The sequence below is a fragment of the Saccharothrix coeruleofusca genome (genome assembly GCF_014648515.1).
GTDB classification, from domain to species: domain Bacteria; phylum Actinomycetota; class Actinomycetes; order Mycobacteriales; family Pseudonocardiaceae; genus Actinosynnema; species Actinosynnema coeruleofuscum.
On the sequence record NZ_BMRG01000006.1, the window covers coordinates 111,140 to 128,814 of the forward strand.

Below are 17,675 nucleotides of genomic sequence, written 5' to 3' on the forward strand. Positions count from 1 at the left end.
ACCACGACGCCCTCCTGGCCCGACGCCAGCGCGTCGTCCAGGACCTCCGCCGCGCCCGGCTCGTCGGGCTCCACCGCGCCGGGGATGACGTGCCCGGCCGCCACCCGGCGCAGCGCCGCCAGCCGGTCGCGCAGCGGCGCGTCGAGCAGGTCCACGCCGTCGAGGTGCAGGCAGTCGAAGAAGAACGGGCTGAGCAGCAGCTCGCGCGCGTCCCCCGCCGACGTGCGCCTCTTCGCGGAGGCGGCGTCGAGCAGAGCGCCGAAGCGGCTCATCGTCTCCTGGAACGGGCGCGGCTTGCCCTCGTCGGTCAGCGCCAGCGTCTCCCCGTCGAGCACCACCGACTCGCACGGCAGCCCGCGCACCAGCTCGACCAGCTCGGGCACGGTCGCGGTGACCTCGCGCAGGGTGCGGGTGAACACCCGCACCTCCCGGCCGGACCGGTGCACCTGGATGCGAGCGCCGTCGAGCTTGTGCTCGACCACGCACGGCCCCAGCTCGGCCAGCGCCCCGCCCAGCGACTCGGCGGGGGAGGCCAGCATCGGCCGGACCGGGCGGCCCACCTCCAGCCGCACCGCGGCCAGCGCCCGCTCACCGCCCGCCATCGCCGCCGCCGCGGTCTCCGGCAGCTTCCCGGAGAGCATGAACGCCCGCCGCACCACCTCGCCGGGCACGTCGGCGGCCCGCGCGACGGCGTCGAGCATCACCCCCTCCAGCGCGCCCTGCCGCAGCTCACCGGTGAGCAGCCTGCGCAGGAAGTCCTGCTCGGCCTCGGTGGCCCGGCCGAACAGCGAGGTCAGCAGCGCCGCCCGGCGCTGAGCCGAGCCCTTGCCGCCGATCGCGGCGAACTCGCCCAGCGCGGCGTCCACCTCGGCCACGGTGAGCGCGGGCTCGGCGGCGGGCGGCACGACCAGGTCCAGCACGGTGCGGAAACCCGCCCCGATGCGGCCCTGGCTGGGCACGCCGACCAGGAACGACACCACCGCTGGCGTGCTCATCCGGCGGATCAGCGCGGCCAGGGCGTCGACCTTGGCCAGGCGGGAGCGCGTCGCCGCAACCGCGGCGGAGGTCTCGACGACTTCGGCGAACAGCACGGTGACCATGGTGCACCGGGGCACCGACAAAAGCCGGTCAGGCAGCCGGTCAGGCGCAGTCGCGCAGCTCCCGCACGGCCGCGCGCAGCCGGTCCGGGCTGGTCGCCGCGTAGCCGAGGACCAGTCCGGGGAAGATCGGCGCGCGGCTGTAGCCGCTGAGCGCGAACACGTGCACGCCGCGCCGGGCCAGCCGGTCGCGCAGCGCCGCGTCGTCGGTGCCCTCGGGCAGCCGCAGCACCACGTGCAGCCCCGCCGCGACGCCGATCGGCTCCCACGACGGCAGCAGCCGGGCCAGCTCGTCCAGCAGCGCGTCCCGCCGCACCCGGTACAGCTGGCGGGTGCGGCGCAGGTGCCGGTCGTAGCCGCCGGTGCGCAGCAGCTCCGCCAGCGCGGCCTGGTGCAGCGTGCCGGTGCCCAGGTCCGTCAGCGTCTTGCCGCGCACCACCGGTCCGGCCAGCGCGGGCGGCGGCACCAGCCAGCCCAGCCGCAGCGCGGGCGCCAGCACCTTGCTGGCGCTGCCCTGGTAGACCACCCGCGACGGGTCCAGCGCCTGCATCGCGCCCAGCGCGGGCCGGTCGTAGCGGTGCTCGGCGTCGTAGTCGTCCTCCACCACGAACCCGTCGCGCTCCCGCGCCCACTCCACCAGCGCCCGCCGCCGTTCCGGGTGCAGCACCACGCCAAGCGGGAACTGGTGCGCCGCCGTCACGAACACCACCCGGCAGTCCGTTGTGGACAGGGCGTCGACACGCAACCCCTTCTCGTCCACGGGGATTCTCTCCACCCGCAGCCCCTGCGCCGCCAGCGTCTCCTCGGTGCCGAAGTGGCCCGGCTCCTCGACCGCGGCGCTGACGTGCCCGAGGTCGCGGAAAACCCGGCCCAGCAACGAGATCGCCTGCGCCGCGCCGTTGGTGACGACCACCTCCGACGGCCGCGCCGCCACCGCCCGCACCCGGCCCAGGTAGTCGGCGAGCTCCGCGCGCAGTCCGGGGAAACCCGCCGGGTCGGGGTAGCCGAGCTCCTCGGCGGTCAGCGCGGTCAGCGCGTTCCTCTGCGCCCGCAACCACTCCTCGCGCGGGAACCCGCTCAACGCGGGCACACCGGGACGCAGGTCGTAGCGCCACCGGGGCGCGGTCTCGGCTTCCGCGACGGCCCCGGCGCGCGGGAAGGTCGCGGCGACCGTCGTGCCCGACCCCCGCTTGGCCACCAGGTAGCCCTCGCCCGCCAACTGCTCGTAGGCCGCCGTCACGGTGCCGCGCGCGACGCCGAGCTGGGCGGCGAGGTCGCGGCTGGACGGCAACCGCGTACCGGGCGCGAGCCTGCCGTCGCGGATCGCCCGGCGCAGCTCGGCCTCCACCCCGCGCCGCCGCCCGGCCGACGCGGGCAGCAGCAGCTCCCGGAAAGTGGTCCAGTTCGCGGCCATCGAAGTGGAGCTTAAAGGTGGTCCACTTCACCGGGAAGGTGGCCGTCATGAGAATCGCTGTCACCGCGGGCGCGCTGAGCGCGGTCATCGTGGGCGCGTCCGTCCCTGTCTCCGGAATGCTCCAGGACTACCCGCTGCTGTCCGGTCAAGCCCTGCGCTACCTGCTGGGCGGGCTGGTGCTGCTGGCGTGGACCGCGATGCGCGGCAAGCGCTTGCCCCTGCCGTCCGCGCGCGACCTGCCCGCGCTGTTCGGCCTGGTGGCCACGGGCATGCTGGGGTTCAACGCCTGCCTGGTGCAGGCGCAGGCGTTCGCCGAACCGGGGTTCGTCGCCGCGGTGCTCGGCACGTCACCGCTGGTGCTGGCGCTGGCCGCCCCGCTGGCGGCGGGACGGCGACCCGCGCCCGCCGCGGTGGCCGGGGCCGCGGTGGTGGTCGGCGGCGTGGTGCTGCTGTCCGGCGGTGGGGCGTGGCACGGGCCGGGACTGCTGCTGGCGCTGCTGACCACGGCGGGCGAGGTGTCGTTCACCCTGTTCGCGGTGGGCGTGGTGCGGCGGCTCGGCGGGGTCGCGGTGGCCACGTGGTGCTGCTTCATCGCGGCGGGCGCGGGGGCCGTGCTGGGCACGTTCGTCGGCGGCTGGCAGGTGCCGACCGTCCGCGAGGGGGTGGCGCTGGTGGTGCTCGGCACGGTGCTGACCGCCGTGGCGTTCGGCCTCTGGTACCACGCCGTGGCCCGGCTGGGCGCGGACCGGGCCGGGGTGCTGATCGGCCTGATGCCGGTGGCGGGCCTGGCCGCCTCCGTCGCCCTGGGCGTCCAGCAGCTCACCCCGCTCAACACCTCCGGCGCACTCCTCGTCGCCCTCGGCTGCGCCGTCGGCCTGCGCCACCCCACCCCGCCCCTCCCCGTCACAACTCACCCATCCGCCCCGCGTGTCGCACTCCCCCTCGCGCGAGTCGAACGCTCAGACACCCTGAACTGAACATTCGCGCACCCCGCCCCGCACTTTTGCGCCCTGTCAGGCGCTTTCGTGCCTCTCGGGCGGTACTTACCGACCTTCCCGCCCCCGTCGGGTGGTACTTGCCGACGCAGCAGGGCGGCGCGCGCGAAGCGGGGTGCCCGCGAGCACCGCCCTTGGCGACCTGCCGCGCGGCGAGCGCGCTCTCCAACTCCGAACGCAGAACTCAGGGGTCCTGAGCGTTCGACTCGCGGTACCTGAGCGTTCGACTCGCGGGGGAGGGGGTCAGCGGCCGCCGTGGGCCATGCGGAGCACGTCGAGGGCCTCGTCCAGCTGGGCCTCGGTCAGCTTGCCCGGCACGTGGCCGCGCTCCAGCACCACCTCGCGGATGGTCTTGCGCTCCTTGAGCGACTGCTTGGCGATCGACGCCGCCTCCTCGTACCCCAGGTACCGGTTGAGCGGCGTCACGATCGACGGCGAGGACTCGGCGTACTCGCGCATCCGCTCCACCTGCGGCTGCGCGCCGACCAGCACCTTGTCCGCCAGCAGCCGGGCGACGGCGGCCAGCAGCCGGGCCGATTCCAGCACGTTGCGCGCGATCACCGGCAGCATCACGTTGAGCTGGAAGTTGCCCTGCGACCCGGCGAAGGCCACCGCCGCGTCGTTGCCGATCACCTGGGCCACCACCATCATCGCGGCCTCGGGGATCACCGGGTTGACCTTGCCGGGCATGATCGACGAGCCCGGCTGGAGGTCGGGCAGCGCCAGCTCGCCCAGTCCGGTGCGCGGGCCCGAGCCCAGCCAGCGCAGGTCGTTGGCGATCTTGAACAGGCTCACCGCGGTCGCCCTGAGCTGCCCGGACACCTCGACCACGCCGTCCTGCGTGGCCTGGGCCTCGAAGTGGTCGCGCGCCTCGGTCAGCGGCAGGCCGGTCACCGCCGCCAACTCCGCGGACACCGCCGCGCCGAAGCCGGCGGGCGCGTTGAGGCCGCTGCCCACCGCGGTGCCGCCGATGGGCAGCTCGGCCAGGCGCGGCAGGCTCGCGGTGAGCCGCTCCACGCCGTGCCGGACCTGCGTGGCCCACGCCCCGACCTCCTGGCCCAGCGTGATCGGCACCGCGTCCATCAGGTGCGTGCGACCGGACTTGACCAGCGAGGTCCAGTCGGCGGCGCGGGCATCCAGCACGTCAGCCAGGTGCTCCAGGGCCGGGATGACGTCCCGCGCGACCGCCTCGGTCGCGGCTACCCGCAGTGTCGTGGGGAAGGTGTCGTTGGACGACTGGGAGGCGTTGACGTGGTCGTTGGGGTGCACGTCGCGGCCGAGCGCGCGGCTGGCCAGGGTGGCGATGACCTCGTTGGCGTTCATGTTCGACGAGGTGCCCGACCCGGTCTGGAACACGTCGACCGGGAAGTGCGCGTCGTGCTCGCCCGCCGCGACCTCGTCGGCCGCCGCCGCGATGGCCCCGGCCAGGTCGGCGTCGAGCACGCCCAGCCGCTCGTTGACCCGCGCCACCGCCGCCTTGAGCAGGCCCAGCGCCCGGATCTGCGCCCGTTCCAGGCCCCGACCCGAGATCGGGAAGTTCTCCACCGCGCGCTGCGTCTGCGCCCGCCACAGCGCGTCGACCGGCACCCGGACCTCACCCATCGTGTCGTGCTCGACGCGGTACTCCTGTTCACCCATGTCACCGAGTTTGGACCCGGACGAGGCACTGGGCACAGTGGCCATGAACACCTAAGGTCGAGGAATGGACCTCCAGGTCGACTTACTGGTCGTCGGCGCGGGCCCCACGGGGTTGTTCGCCGCCTACTACGCCGGGTTCCGGGACCTGTCCGTCGCGCTGGTGGACGCCCTGCCCGAGGCGGGCGGCCAGATCACCGCGATGTACCCCGAGAAGATGATCTTCGACGTGGCCGGCTTCCCCGCCGTGCGCGGGCGCGAGCTGGTCGCCGGGCTGGTCCAGCAGGCCGCCCAGTGGAACCCCGTCTACCTGCTCGGCCGCCAGGCCCGCACGCTGTCCACTGTGGATGGCGGTGTCGAGGTGGGGCTGGCCGACGGCGCCGTGGTGCGCGCGGGCGCGGTGCTGATCACCGCGGGCATCGGCGAGTTCCGGCCCCGCCCGCTGCCCGCCGCCGAGGGCTGGCTGGGGCGCGGGGTGGTGCACTTCGTGCCGGTGCTCAACGCCCACACGGGCCAGGACGTGGTCGTGGTCGGCGGCGGCGACTCGGCGTTCGACTGGGCGCTGGCGCTGGCCCCCATCGCGTCCAGCGTCACCGTGGTGCACCGGCGCTCGACCTTCCGCGCGCACCCGCCGACCGTGCGCCAGGTGCGCGACCTGGGCGTGGAGATCATCACCGACGCCCAGGTGGCGGAGCTGCGCGGCGGCGAGTCGGTGCAGGAGGTGGAGCTCTCGCTCAAGGGCGGCGACCGCAAGGTGCTGCCCGCGCAGACCGTGGTGGCGGCGCTGGGCTTCACCGCCGACCTGGGGCCGATCGAGTCGTGGGGGCTGGAGCTGGACCACCGCGCCATCGCGGTGGACACCACCATGAAGACCGCGCTGGACCGGGTGTACGCGGCGGGCGACGTGGCGTCCTATCCGGGGAAGGTGAAGCTGATCGCGACCGGGTTCGGCGAAGCGGCCACGGCGGTCAACAACATCGCGGTGGCGCTCAACCCCGAGGCGCACCTGTTCCCCGGCCACTCCAGCAACGAGGGGTGAGCCCGTCGCGGGCCCACCCCCCGTCGCCGTCGCGGTCACCGCACCACCTGCACCTGCTCACCGGGGAACAGGTTGTCGTAGAACGTGGCCGCGGCCTCGTTCGACAGCCGCACGCAACCGTGCGACTGCTCGGTCAGGCCGCCCTCGTGGAACGCGATGCCGTCCGTGGTGAAGTAGACCGCGTACGGCATGGGCGCGTTGTAGGGCCGGCTCCAGTCGTTCCTCACCTTGCGCAGCACGGGGAACGTGCCGGTCGGGGTCTCGTACCCCGGTCGCCCGTGGGCCACCGGGACCGGGCCGTAGCTGGCGTTGCCCCGGTAGATCAGCCACGCCTGGTTGGTCGACAACCGCACGCACGCGCCGTCGCGGATGGAGCAGGGCGTGCCGGTCGCCGCCGAAGCGGGTGCCGCGAAGCCGAAACCCAGTGCCAGCGCGGCGATTGCTGCGGTGCTGAGCGTCTTCATCTGCTATCACCCCTTTCCGGTTGGCTACCCGTCTCCGGGGCGGTCGAACCCCCGGTTCCGAGCGGCGACCTGCCGTCCACAGTGGACTGCCGAACTACACCGCTCCCGCGTACTGGCCGATCCACGAGCGGAACGCGGGCACGTCCAGGTAGATGGACGGGGCGGTGGCGCAGGTGGTGCTGTTGTTGCCCGCGCGGCTGGTGGCGCCGATCAGCTGCCACGTGCCGCCCACGGACTTGATCTGCGGGCCGCCCGAGTCGCCGTAGCAGGCGCCAGCCCTGCCGCCGGGGTTGCTGGTGCAGATCTCCCCCGGACCGTAGATGCCCGAGCAGCTGCTGTCCGACACGATGGAGGTGTTCAGCTCCTGCAGGGTGACCGGCGCGCTGCCGCAGCCGCGCGGGGCGCAGGTCTGGCCCCAGCCGATGATCCGGGTGGCGGTGCCCACCGGGCCGGACTCGGCGGCCACCGCGATCGGCGCCTGGCCCACCGAGGTGGCCAGCCGCACCAGCGCGATGTCGTAGCTGGAGTGGGTGACGACCTGGGCGCCCGAGGCGACCGTGCCGCCGCTGGTGCGGCTGGTGGAGCCGATCCGCGCGCGGATCGAGGACGCCGAGCGGCCCTCCACGCAGTGCTTGGCCGTGACGACCCAGTTGGCCTTGATCAGCGAGCCGCCGCAGAAGTGGCTGCCCGAGGTGCTCTGCAGGGACACCATGAACGAGTAGGTCTGCGTGGCGTTGCCGCCGCCGACGATGAACGGCGTGACGCCGCCGTCCTCCGTCGCGGAAGCCCCGGCGGTGGACGCGAGCGCCGCGCCCATCGCGACGGCCAAGGCGGTGAACAGGGTGCGAACCTTCATCACTTCCTCTCCTCCGCCGGCGCAGGGGGCCAGCGGATTATCGGAAGTTAAGGAAGCGCAGCCCAGCGTCACCACCTACTTACGACCGGTAGTTACGCTTGACGGTTAACTCGTGGCGGCGGTTACGGCAGCGGGGGGAGGGCGTTCTCGTCCTGGGGCAGGATGTCGAAGTCCACCGAGGCGTACTCGCGCAGCTTGGTGAGGCGGTGGAAACCGTCGATCATGCGCACCGTGCCGGACTTGGACCGCATCACGATCGACTGGGTGGTGCAGCCGCCCGCCCGGTAGTGCACGCCGCGCAGCAGGTCGCCGTCGGTCACCCCGGTGGCGCAGAAGAACACGTTGTCGCCGCGCACCAGGTCGTCGGTGGTCAGCACGCGGTCCAGGTCGTGACCGGCGTCCAGCGCCTTGCGCCGCTCCTGGTCGTCCTTGGGCCACAGCTTGCCCTGGATCTCCCCGCCCATGCACTTCAGCGCCGCGGCGGCGATGATGCCCTCCGGCGTGCCGCCGATGCCCACCAGCAGGTCGATGCCGGTGTTCGGGCGGGCCGCGGAGATCGCGCCCGCCACGTCGCCGTCGGAGATGAAGTGGATGCGCGCGCCCGCCTGGCGGATCTCGCGCACCAGCGACTCGTGCCGGGGGCGGTCCAGCACGCACACCGTCACGTCGGACACGTCGCTGTGCTTGGCCTTGGCGACCCGCCGGATGTTCTCCGCGATCGGGGCGGTGATGTCGACGACGTCGGCCGCCTCCGGGCCGACCGCCAGCTTCTCCATGTAGAACACCGCGGACGGGTCGAACATCGCGCCGCGCTCGGCCACCGCGAGCACCGCCAGCGCGTTGGGCATGCCCTTGGCCATCAGCGTGGTGCCGTCGATCGGGTCCACCGCCACGTCGCAGGCCGGGCCGTTGCCGTCGCCGACCTCCTCGCCGTTGTAGAGCATCGGCGCCTCGTCCTTCTCGCCCTCGCCGATGACCACCACGCCGGACATGGACACGGTGCCGATGAGCTTGCGCATCGCGTCGACCGCCGCGCCGTCGCCGCCGTTCTTGTCGCCCCGGCCCACCCAGCGGCCCGCGGCCATCGCGGCGGCCTCGGTCACCCTGACCAGTTCGAGCGCGAGGTTCCGGTCGGGCGCCTCACGACGGCGCTCGGACGGGCTGCTGCTGGACACCATGCGCTCCTCCTGCGATTACCGGCCGGTAGACCAATCCTCGCACGGGATCACACCTCGGCCACGTCCTCCTCGGCCACGGCGAGCGCTTGATCGATCCGCTCGCGCGCGCCCGCGAGGTGCCGCTCGCAGGTCCTGGCCAGCTGCTCGCCGCGCTCCCACAGGGCAAGCGACTCCTCCAGCGACAGGCCGCCCGCCTCCAGCCTGCGGACCACCTCGACCAGCTCGTCCCTGGCCGCCTCGTACCCCGGCTCGCTCACCTGGACAGGTTCCCCAATCGGTTGCGGACGTGCACCACGACGGTCGCCACGGCCTGGTCGTAGCCGATGAACGCCTCCGCGAACTCGGCCCCGTCACCCTCCCGCACCGCGTCGTCGATGCGGTGCTCGGCCTCGGCTACCCGCTTGCGGTGCACCGAGCCGTGCGACAGCCACCAGCGCGTACCGGCGTAGCCGCCGGTGGCCTCGGACAGGTCGTGCAGCCGGTTGATCAGCGCCTGCCTGCCCGACGTGCAGCCCGCGACCAGCGCCAGCCAGCAGTCGGCGGCGGCGCGGTCGGCGGCCTCGGCGCTGCCGCGCACGTGGCGCACCGCCTCGTCCCGAGTGTCGCAGGCGGCCATCGTCAAGGGCAGGAACGTGGGCTCACGTGCCGGGTTGGGCACCACCACCTCCTTCCTCGACGACCGCGTGCACGGCCCCATCAGCCAGGCGAATCCTCAGTCGGGTGCCAGCGGGCGCGTCGGTGGTCGAGCGGACCACCCCGTCGACCCCCTGCGGGGTCACGACCTGCACCACGGCATACCCACGGGCCAGCGTGGCGGCCGGGCCCAAGGTCGTCAAGCGCGCTGTGGTCGCGGCGAGTCCCGCCTGCTCTGAATCGAGTCGGACGCGGACCGCGCGCAGCGCGTGGTCGCGCAGCCGCCCGACCTCCTCCGCGCGCCGCTGAAGCGGCCCGTGCGGGTCGGAAAGCGCAGGTCGGGTGCGCAGCGCGTCGAGCAGCTTGCGCTCCCGGTCGACCCACCCGCGCAGCGCGCGGCGGCTCCGGTCGCGCAGCTGCCGGACCCGCTCGGTCTCCTCCGCCACATCCGGCACCACGCGCTTGCCCGCGTCGGTCGGTGTGGAGCAGCGCACATCGGCCACGTGGTCCACCAGCGGCGTGTCCGGCTCGTGCCCGATCGCGGACAGCACCGGCGTGCGGCACGCCGACACCGCCCGGCACAGCGCCTCGTCGGAGAACGGCAGCAGGTCCTCCACGCTGCCGCCGCCCCTGGCCAGGATGATCACGTCCACCTCGGGGTCGCGCTCCAGGGTGGACAGCGCGGTGAGGATCTCCGGCACCGCCGACGCCCCCTGCACCGCGACGTTGACCACCCGGAACCGCGCGGCGGGCCAGCGCGCGCGGGCGTTGGTCAGCACGTCCCGCTCGGCCGCCGACGCGCGCCCGGTGATCAGGCCGATCTTGTTCGGCAGGAACGGCGGCCTGCGCTTGCGGCGCGGGTCGAACAGGCCCTCGGCGGCCAGCAGCTTGCGCAGCCGCTCCACGCGCGCCAGCAGCTCGCCGACGCCGACCGCGCGGATCTCGTCCACCCGCAGGCTCAGCGTGCCCCGGTTGGGGAAGAAGTTGGGCCTGCCGTGCACCACCACCCGGCTGCCCTCGGCCAGCTGCACCTCGCGCACCAGGCCGACCGGCGCGGTCAGCGTCATGGACATGTCCACCGACGGGTCGCGCAGCGTCAGGAACGCGGTCGACGTGCCGGGGCGGGCGCTGAGCTGGGTGACCTGGCCCTCGACCCACACCTCGCCCAGCCGGTTGATCCAGTCGAAGATCTTGCGCGCCACCGTGCGCACCGGCCACGGGTTCTCCGCGGTGGACTTCTCGTCCGTCACGACTGCGCGCGCAGGTTGGCGATGCGGCGCGAGAGCATCCCGGTGAACTCGGGGCGCGCGGCGTGCGCGCGCTCGTGCGCCAGCAGCGACTCCAGGTCCGCCAGGCTCAGCCCGCGCAGCTTGGCGCGCAGCTGGGGCAGCGTGAGCGAGTCGTAGTCCAGCAGCGCCGCGGGCGGCTCGGCGGCCAGGGCGCGCTCCTCCTCGGCCCACGGGTCGGCCCCGGCCGCAGCGTCCTCGCCGTCCTCGTCGAAGGTGGCCCACTCCGGCTCGTCGTCGGCGGGCCGCAGCGCGGACAGCGCGTCGTCGCCCTTGATTGCGAGTTCGGTCACCGTCTGCTGCACCCGCATGGACAGCTGCAGCGCCTCGCTGACGACCGTGACCGGCAGTCCCACGAGCTGACGCGGGAGCTTGCGGGCCTGCTCGACGGCGGTGACCGCCAGTCCCGCGGCGACGCGGACGGGCAGCGGCAGTGGCTTCATGGGCCCTAGCCTGCCCCAGTCGGGCGGCCGATGCCTAGGCGCGCGCCGCCCGTACCCTGGAGGCATGGACAAGCGAGTGCTCCTGGCCAAGCCCCGCGGCTACTGCGCGGGCGTGGACCGTGCCGTGGTCACCGTCGAGAAGGCGCTGGAGCAGTACGGCGCACCGGTGTACGTGCGCAAGGAGATCGTCCACAACAAGCACGTGGTGGAGACGCTGTCCAAGCGGGGCGCGATCTTCGTCAACGAGACCGACGAGGTGCCCGAGGGCGCGCTCGTGGTGTTCTCCGCGCACGGCGTGTCGCCCGCGGTCCACCAGGAGGCGGCGGCGCGGCAGCTGCGCACCATCGACGCGACGTGCCCGCTGGTCACCAAGGTGCACAACGAGGCGAAGCGCTTCGCGCGCGAGGACTACGACATCCTGCTCATCGGCCACGAGGGGCACGAGGAGGTCGAGGGCACCGCGGGCGAGGCCCCGGAGCACATCCAGCTCGTGGACACCGCCGAGGACGTGGACAAGGTCGTGGTGCGCGATCCGTCCAAGGTGGTCTGGCTGTCCCAGACCACCCTGTCGGTGGACGAGACCATGGTGCGGGTGCGGCAGCTCAAGGAGCGCTTCCCGGACCTGCAGGAGCCGCCGTCGGACGACATCTGCTACGCCACGTCCAACCGGCAGACCGCGGTCAAGACCATGGCGCCGGAGTGCGACCTGGTGCTGGTGGTCGGGTCCAAGAACTCGTCGAACTCGGTGCGGCTGGTCGAGGTCGCGCTGCAGGCCGGGGCCAAGGCCGCCTACCTGGTCGACTACGCCCGCGAGGTGGACCCGGCGTGGCTGGAGGGCGTCACCACGGTCGGCGTGACCAGCGGCGCGTCCGTGCCGGACATCCTGGTCATGGACCTGCTGGAGTTCCTGGCCGGGCACGGCTACGGCGAGGTCGAGGAGGTCACCACGGCCAACGAGAAGCTCGCCTTCGCGCTGCCCCGCGAGCTGCGCAAGGACGCCGTCCGCTAGGGCTCTGGCGCTAGGGCTCTGGCGCTAGGACTCTGGCGCGGTCGACTCGCGGATCGCGCGCCTGGCCTGCGCGGCGATGGCGGGGTTGGTGTCGCGGTAGTACGGGAGCTGGATCAGCGCCATGGACAGGGCGCGCCCGCGTCCCCTGGTCCAGGTCGCCTCGTCCGGCGCGAGGGCGGCGCGGAACGCCTCCCGCGCGCTCGGGGTGAGCAGGTACCAGGCGGCGATCAGGTCGCAGGCCGGGTCGCCGACGCCCGCGGTGCCGAAGTCGATGACCGCCGTGAGCCGGTCGCCCGAGGCCAGCAGGTTGCCCGGCATCAGGTCGGCGTGGACCCACACCGGCGCGCCCGTCCAGGCGGGCGCGGCCAGGGCTTGCTCCCAGACGGCGGTGGCGGCGTCGGCGTCGATCTCGCCGCGCAGTGCCCGGATGGCTTCGCGGGTCGGCGCGTCGAGGTCGCGCAGGGGCCCGCCGCGGTGGGCGTCGGGCGCGCCCTCGGGATCGGCCCGGCGCAGCGCCGCGAGGAAACCGGCCAGGTCGCGCGCGAGGGCTTCGCCACCGGTCCGCGGGGGCTGGCCGTCCAGCCAGCGGCAGACCGACCACGGCCAGGGGTAGTGGTCGGCGGGCTCGCCCCGGCCGAGCACCTCGGGGACCGGGACGGGCAGCAGCGGGGCCAGGCGGGGCAGCCAGCGGTGCTCCTTGGCCACGTCCGAGACGCCCCATGGGACGCGCGGCAGCCGCACCACCAGCTCGTCGCCGAGCCGGAACAGCGCGTTGACCGTGCCGGTCGAGGCCACGGGCGTCAGGTCGAGGTCCGCCCACCGGGGGAACTGCCCGGCGAGCAGCCGCCGCACCAGGCCCACGTCCACGGCCAACTCCCCGACGTGCACCCCACCCCCCCTAACGCAACACGTGTCGCCTTACCACGCGCGAACCGAGCGTTCGGGTCAGTCGTCGTCGCGGGGACGCGGGCGGCGCGGGCGCTCCGGGCGTCGCCCGGACGACCCCGGCCGGTCGGCGCCGGAGCGTGGCTTGCGGGGCCGGTCCGCGTCGGCGGCGGGCTTGCGGCGCGGCGGGGCGTCGGGGTCGCGCGGACGCCGGGGGCGCTCCTCTTCGACGACCTCCCGCACCACCGCCGGGGGCTCCTCGGCCGGGTCCTCGTCCTCGGCCCGCCGGTTCGGGTCCTTCTGGGTGAACACCCGGTAGATCCCGATCAGCACCGTGCACGCCGTGGTCAGCGCCATCGCCGGGAAGCCGTCGATCAGCGGCTTGCCCAGCGTCAGCCCCACCGAGGTCAGCCCGCCCGACGGGAACCCCTGGGTGACCAGCACGACCAGCGGCACCACGATCGCCAGCACCAGCGGCGGCTGCACCACCGGGCCGAACATGGACCGGCGCTCGACGAGCACCACCGCGCCCACCGCGCCCGCGAAGAAGGTGATCCCGAAGATCCAGCCGACCGTCCTGCTGGAGCTCACGTCGATGAACGTGCCGATGGTGGCCAGCGCGAACGCGCCGAGCACCGCCGCCCACCAGGGCAGGCCGCGGAACGTGCCGAACATGGCGCGGTCGTTCCAGCGGACGGGTTCGAAGTCCTCGTCGTCCTCCGGCTCGCCGCGCCGGTCGCGCGTTGCAGCGGTCACGAACACTCCTCGTTCGGGTGAGACCTGGTCGGCACACGGTAGCCGACTGTTGTTACGCCTCGCGGGCGTCCAAGGGTGCACCGAGTTCGGCCTGCTCGTCCGCGCGCCGCACCAGCGGCACCGGCGTCGGCGTGCCCGACGCGGCGCTGAGCGGCTCCACCGCGGCCCGGAAGCCCTCCAGCGCCTCCAGCTCGCGCCGCCGCGCCGACAGGAAGCGCTGCAGGTGGGTGCTGGACAGGTTGACCGCCTCGACCGCCGAGTCCGCCGCCCGGTGCGCGCGCCCGGCCTGGGCGCGGACCTGCTCCACGTCGTCGGCCAGCGCGCGGTCGGTCGCCGCGAACATGGCCGCCGAGGCGAGCACCGCGAACCCGGTCGGGCCGCACAGGAACACCCGGCGGTCCAGCAGCCAGCGCAGCAGCTCGGGATCGGTGTCCATGGCCGCCACCACCGCCCCGTCGTTGGGCACGAACATGATCGTGCCGTAGATGGCGTCCGCCCAGCGCTGGTAGCCCTTGCCCGCCAGCTCCGCGGCCCGCGCCCGGATGTGCCGCACGTGCACCCGCAGCGCCTCGGCGCGCTCCCGCGGGTCGTCGGTCTCCACCGCCTCGGCCCACAGCGCCAGGCTCATCTTCGCGTCCACCGGCACCCGCCTGCCACCGCCGACGGTGAGCACCATGTCCGGCCGCACGGAGCCGCCGCCCGCCACGTCGACCTGGAGCTCGAAGTGCAGGCCCTCGCGCAGCCCGAGCGCGCGCGCCGTCTCCACCAGCACCCGCTCGCCCAGCTCACCCCGCCCGCTGACCGACGAGAACGCCACCTCGTAGCGCTGCAGCGCCACCTGCTGCGCGTCGGCGCGCGCCCGTTCCTGCTGGACGGCCAGCAGCGCGGCGTCGGTGCGCCGCACGGCGTCCTGGTAGAGCCGCCACAGGAAGACCAGCGCCCCCGCGAGCAGGAGGGCCACGACCACCGCCGCCGTGCTGAGGACCGCTGTCACGCCCCGATCATGCCGGGAACGCGCGATCGAACGACACGCCGGGGCCGGTGCGCGGCCCGGCGGGTGCTCCCCCCTAGCGTGACCGCCATGCGTTTGCTGCACACCTCCGACTGGCACGTGGGGCGCGTGTTCCACGGCCGCGACCTGCTGCGGGAGCAGGAGGAGGTGCTGGGCGGGCTGGCCGACCTGGTGTCCGACGAGCGGGTGGACGCGGTGGTCGTCTCCGGCGACCTGTTCGACCGCGCGGTGCCCAACGCCGAAGCGGTGGCGGTGTGCTCGCGGGTGCTGGAACGCCTCCGCGCGGCCGGGGCGCGGGTGGTGGTCACGCCGGGCAACCACGACTCGGCGGCCCGGATCGGCATGTTCTCCGGGTTCGCCGAGGCGGGCGGGCTGCACCTGCGCACCCGGATCGGGTCGCTGGCCGAGCCGGTGCTGTTCGCCGACGACCACGGACCGGTCGCGGTGTACGGCATCCCGTTCCTGGAGCCGGAGACCGCGCGGCACCGGCTGGAGGTCCCGCAGGCCAGGGGGCACGGCGGGGTGCTGACCGAGGCGATGCGCCGGGTCCGCGCCGACCTGGCCGGGCGGCCGGGCGCGCGGTCGGTGGTGCTGGCGCACGCGTTCGTCACCGGCGGCCAGCCGTGCGAGTCGGAGCGGACGATCGCCGTGGGCGGGGTCCAGGACGTGCCGGGCGCGGTGTTCGACGGCGTGGACTACGTGGCGCTGGGCCACCTGCACGGCGCCCAGCGGATCGCCGAGCACCTGCGGTATTCGGGCAGCCCGCTGGCGTACTCGTTCTCCGAGGCCCGGCACACCAAGTCGGTGTGGCTGGTGGAGCTGGACGCGGGCGGGCTGGCGGGCGTGGAGCGGCGCGAGCTGCCGGTGCCCAGGGCGCTGGCCACGCTCACCGGCGCGCTCGACGACCTGCTGCTCGACCCGGAGCACGACGCGGTGGCCGACCACTTCCTGTCCGTGGTGCTGACCGACCCGGTGCGCCCGCTGGACGCGCTGCGCCGCCTGCAGGGCAGGTTCCCGCACGCGGTGCACGTGGAGTGGCGGCCGGAGGGCGGGCGCCCCGGCGAGCTGCGGTTCGCCGAGCGGGTGCGCGACCGCGGCGACGAGGAGATCGCCTGCTGCTTCATCGAGGACGTGCGCGGCGACGGCCCGGCGGAGCGGGAGCTGGCGCTGCTGCGGGAGGCTTTCGAGGCCGCCGCGCGGGAGGGGGTCGGGTGAGGCTGCACCGGCTGGAGCTGTGCGCGTTCGGCCCGTACGCGGGCCGGGAGGTCGTGGACTTCGACCTGCTCGGCTCGGACGGGCTGTTCCTGCTGCACGGCGACACGGGCGCGGGCAAGACCACGCTGCTGGACGCGGTGGCGTTCGCGCTGTTCGGCAAGGTCCCCGGCGCGCGCGGCGAGGTCAAGCGGCTGCGCTGCGACTACGCCGACCCGGAGGCGGTCACCGAGGTCTCGCTGGAGCTGACCGTGCGCGAGCGCCGGTTCCGGGTGGTGCGCAGCCCCGAGTACGAGCGGCCCAAGAAGCGCGGCGGCGGCTCCACCCGGCAGCAGGCGAAGGTGTCGCTGACCTGGGTCAGCGGCTGGCAGGGCGACGGGCACACCCGCATCGACGAGGTGGCCCGCGAGGTCGAGGCCCTGCTGGGGATGACCGCCGAGCAGTTCTTCCAGGTCGTGCTGCTGCCGCAGGGCGAGTTCGCGAAGTTCCTGCGGGCCGAGACGGCCGAGCGGGAGAAGCTGCTGGAGAAGCTGTTCGGCACCGAGCGGTTCCTGGCCGTGGAGAAGTGGTTCCGGGACCGCCGCACGGTGCGCGGCCGGGAGTTGCGGGAGCTGCGGGAGGCCAACCGCGCGCTGGTCAACCAGATCGCGGGCGTGGTGCACGAGGAGCCGCCGGAGGGCGGCGGCGACGAGGAGTGGCTCAGCTCCCTGGTCAAGCGGCTCGACGAGGCCGAGCGGGACGCGGCGGCGCGCGCCGAGGCGTCGGCGGCGGCGTGCCGGGCGGTGGAGCAGCGGTGGCAGCAGGCCAAGGTCCGGCACGAGCGGGTGCGGCGGGTGCGCGAGGCGCGGCGCAACCTGCAGCGCTGCGCGGAGGCCGAGCCCCGGCGGCGGGAGTGGCTGGCCGAGCGGGACGCGGCGCGGCGGGCGTCGGTCGTGGTGCCCGCGCACACCGCCGTGCGGCGGCTGGAGCAGGCGCTGCGGTCCGCGGTGGCCGCTGAGGAGCAGGCCGCGCGCGAGGTCGCGTCGTTCGGCTACACCGGCACGCGGCTGCGCGCCGACAGCGAGGCGTTCCGCGAGGAGGCGGGCGGGCTGACCCAGTTGGCCGCCGAGGCCGAGCGGCAGCGCGCCGACCTGGCCAGGGCGGCGCGCTGGGAGCAGGAGCACGAGCGGGCGTCCGCGCGGCTGGCCGAGCTGGTCGCGGAGCAGGAGGGGCTGCCAGAGCGGCTGGAGCGGGCCCGGCGCGCGGTCGAGGACGCCAAGGTGGCCGCCGCGCGGCTGGACGAGGTGCGGACCAGGGCGGACGCCGCCGCCGAGCTGCCGAAGGCGGTCGCCGCGCTGCGGGCGGCCGAGGAGGCGCGGCGCGCGGCCGTCGACGCGCAGCAGCAGGCCAAGGACACCCTCCAGCGCGTGCGCGAGCAGCGGCTGGAGGGCATGGCCGGGGAGCTGGCGCTGGCGCTGCGGCACGGCCAGGCGTGCCCGGTGTGCGGGTCGGCCGAGCACCCCGCGCCCGCGCGGGCGGTGCACGGGTCGGTGACCGCCGAGGACGAGGAGCGCGCGGCCGGGGCGGAGCAGCGCGCGGCGGACCGGCGGCGGGCCGCCGAGCAGGCCGCCGTGCAGGCGGAGCTGCGGGTGTCCGCGCTGCGCGAGACCGCGGGCGAGCGGCCCGCCGAGGAGCTGGCGGCCGAGCACCGGCGGGTCGCGGCGGTGGCGCGGGAGCGGGCGGCGCGGGAGTCGGCGCTGGCCGAGGCGGAGGGCGTCGCGG

At 74.6% G+C, this 17,675-nt stretch carries 18 protein-coding genes; 5 read left to right on the plus strand and 13 right to left on the minus strand.

Annotated elements, in window-relative coordinates:
- Both IEZ00_RS17915 and pdxR read right to left on the minus strand, forming a co-directional pair.
- Positions 1-1,091: ATP-dependent DNA ligase (locus IEZ00_RS17915; RefSeq protein WP_229795860.1), on the minus strand; the 1,091-nt coding region annotated here is incomplete at its 3' end.
- 49 nt (positions 1,092-1,140) lie between these two features.
- Positions 1,141-2,511, minus strand: coding sequence for a MocR-like pyridoxine biosynthesis transcription factor PdxR (gene pdxR, locus IEZ00_RS17920; RefSeq protein WP_189224413.1), 1,371 nt, complete (start codon positions 2,509-2,511; stop codon positions 1,141-1,143).
- A 47-nt stretch (positions 2,512-2,558) separates the two neighbouring features.
- Between pdxR and IEZ00_RS17925 the strand changes: the two genes are divergently transcribed.
- The gene (locus IEZ00_RS17925) at positions 2,559-3,488 is read left to right on the plus strand and encodes a DMT family transporter (RefSeq protein WP_189224414.1); all 930 of its coding nucleotides are present in this window, start codon (positions 2,559-2,561) and stop codon (positions 3,486-3,488) included.
- A gap of 261 nt (positions 3,489-3,749) precedes the next feature.
- Here IEZ00_RS17925 and IEZ00_RS17930 read toward each other — a convergent pair whose 3' ends face one another.
- Entirely contained in the window at positions 3,750-5,144 is a 1,395-nt protein-coding gene (locus tag IEZ00_RS17930) for a class II fumarate hydratase (RefSeq protein WP_189224415.1), read from the minus strand.
- Positions 5,145-5,208: 64 nt separating this feature from the next.
- On the opposite strand from IEZ00_RS17930, the gene IEZ00_RS17935 reads away from it, so the two are divergent.
- The gene (locus IEZ00_RS17935) at positions 5,209-6,180 is read left to right on the plus strand and encodes an NAD(P)/FAD-dependent oxidoreductase (protein WP_189224416.1); all 972 of its coding nucleotides are present in this window, start codon (positions 5,209-5,211) and stop codon (positions 6,178-6,180) included.
- Positions 6,181-6,215: 35 nt separating this feature from the next.
- On the opposite strand, the gene IEZ00_RS17940 is transcribed toward IEZ00_RS17935, so the two are convergent.
- The 7 genes from IEZ00_RS17940 to IEZ00_RS17970 form a co-directional block, all read right to left on the minus strand.
- Positions 6,216-6,644, minus strand: a complete 429-nt coding sequence (locus IEZ00_RS17940; RefSeq protein ID WP_189224417.1) for a L,D-transpeptidase — start codon at positions 6,642-6,644, stop codon at positions 6,216-6,218.
- 94 nt (positions 6,645-6,738) lie between these two features.
- Entirely contained in the window at positions 6,739-7,500 is a 762-nt protein-coding gene (locus IEZ00_RS17945) for a S1 family peptidase (protein ID WP_189224418.1), read from the minus strand.
- Positions 7,501-7,622: 122 nt separating this feature from the next.
- The gene (gene glpX / locus IEZ00_RS17950; RefSeq protein WP_189224419.1) at positions 7,623-8,678 is read right to left on the minus strand and encodes a class II fructose-bisphosphatase; all 1,056 of its coding nucleotides are present in this window, start codon (positions 8,676-8,678) and stop codon (positions 7,623-7,625) included.
- Positions 8,679-8,725: 47 nt separating this feature from the next.
- Entirely contained in the window at positions 8,726-8,935 is a 210-nt protein-coding gene (locus IEZ00_RS17955) for an exodeoxyribonuclease VII small subunit (protein WP_189224420.1), read from the minus strand.
- Entirely contained in the window at positions 8,932-9,336 is a 405-nt protein-coding gene (locus tag IEZ00_RS17960; RefSeq protein ID WP_189224421.1) for a sugar ABC transporter substrate-binding protein, read from the minus strand. The genes IEZ00_RS17955 and IEZ00_RS17960 overlap by 4 nt, the downstream gene beginning before the upstream one ends.
- On the minus strand, positions 9,317-10,561 hold the full coding sequence (xseA, locus tag IEZ00_RS17965) for an exodeoxyribonuclease VII large subunit (RefSeq protein ID WP_189224422.1): 1,245 nt from the start codon (positions 10,559-10,561) through the stop codon (positions 9,317-9,319). The genes IEZ00_RS17960 and xseA overlap by 20 nt, the downstream gene beginning before the upstream one ends.
- Entirely contained in the window at positions 10,558-11,040 is a 483-nt protein-coding gene (locus tag IEZ00_RS17970; RefSeq protein ID WP_189224423.1) for a lipid droplet-associated protein, read from the minus strand. Before IEZ00_RS17970 ends, xseA begins: the two co-directional genes overlap by 4 nt.
- Positions 11,041-11,104: 64 nt before the next feature.
- Here IEZ00_RS17970 and IEZ00_RS17975 point away from each other — a divergent pair, with 64 nt between their 5' ends.
- A complete protein-coding gene (locus tag IEZ00_RS17975) occupies positions 11,105-12,049 on the plus strand; it encodes a 4-hydroxy-3-methylbut-2-enyl diphosphate reductase (RefSeq protein ID WP_189224424.1) in 945 nt (314 codons plus the stop codon).
- Between the two features lie 24 nt (positions 12,050-12,073).
- Here the strand turns inward: IEZ00_RS17975 and IEZ00_RS17980 are convergent, their stop codons facing one another.
- Genes IEZ00_RS17980 through IEZ00_RS17990 form a run of 3 tightly spaced genes read right to left on the minus strand, consistent with a single transcriptional unit; the run spans position 12,074 to position 14,684 of the window.
- Positions 12,074-12,937, minus strand: a complete 864-nt coding sequence (locus IEZ00_RS17980; RefSeq protein WP_189224425.1) for an aminoglycoside phosphotransferase family protein — start codon at positions 12,935-12,937, stop codon at positions 12,074-12,076.
- A gap of 57 nt (positions 12,938-12,994) precedes the next feature.
- Positions 12,995-13,690: a DUF6542 domain-containing protein gene (locus IEZ00_RS17985; protein WP_189224426.1), complete on the minus strand. Its 696-nt coding sequence runs from the start codon at positions 13,688-13,690 to the stop codon at positions 12,995-12,997.
- A 52-nt stretch (positions 13,691-13,742) separates the two neighbouring features.
- Positions 13,743-14,684, minus strand: coding sequence for a DNA recombination protein RmuC (locus tag IEZ00_RS17990; RefSeq protein ID WP_189224427.1), 942 nt, complete (start codon positions 14,682-14,684; stop codon positions 13,743-13,745).
- A gap of 87 nt (positions 14,685-14,771) precedes the next feature.
- On the opposite strand from IEZ00_RS17990, the gene IEZ00_RS17995 reads away from it, so the two are divergent.
- Both IEZ00_RS17995 and IEZ00_RS36735 read left to right on the plus strand, forming a co-directional pair.
- Complete coding sequence (locus tag IEZ00_RS17995; RefSeq protein WP_189224428.1) at positions 14,772-15,917, plus strand: exonuclease SbcCD subunit D; 1,146 nt, start codon at positions 14,772-14,774, stop codon at positions 15,915-15,917.
- On the plus strand, positions 15,914-17,675 hold a 1,762-nt coding region (locus IEZ00_RS36735), incomplete at its 3' end, for an AAA family ATPase (protein WP_229795861.1). The genes IEZ00_RS17995 and IEZ00_RS36735, both read left to right, overlap by 4 nt.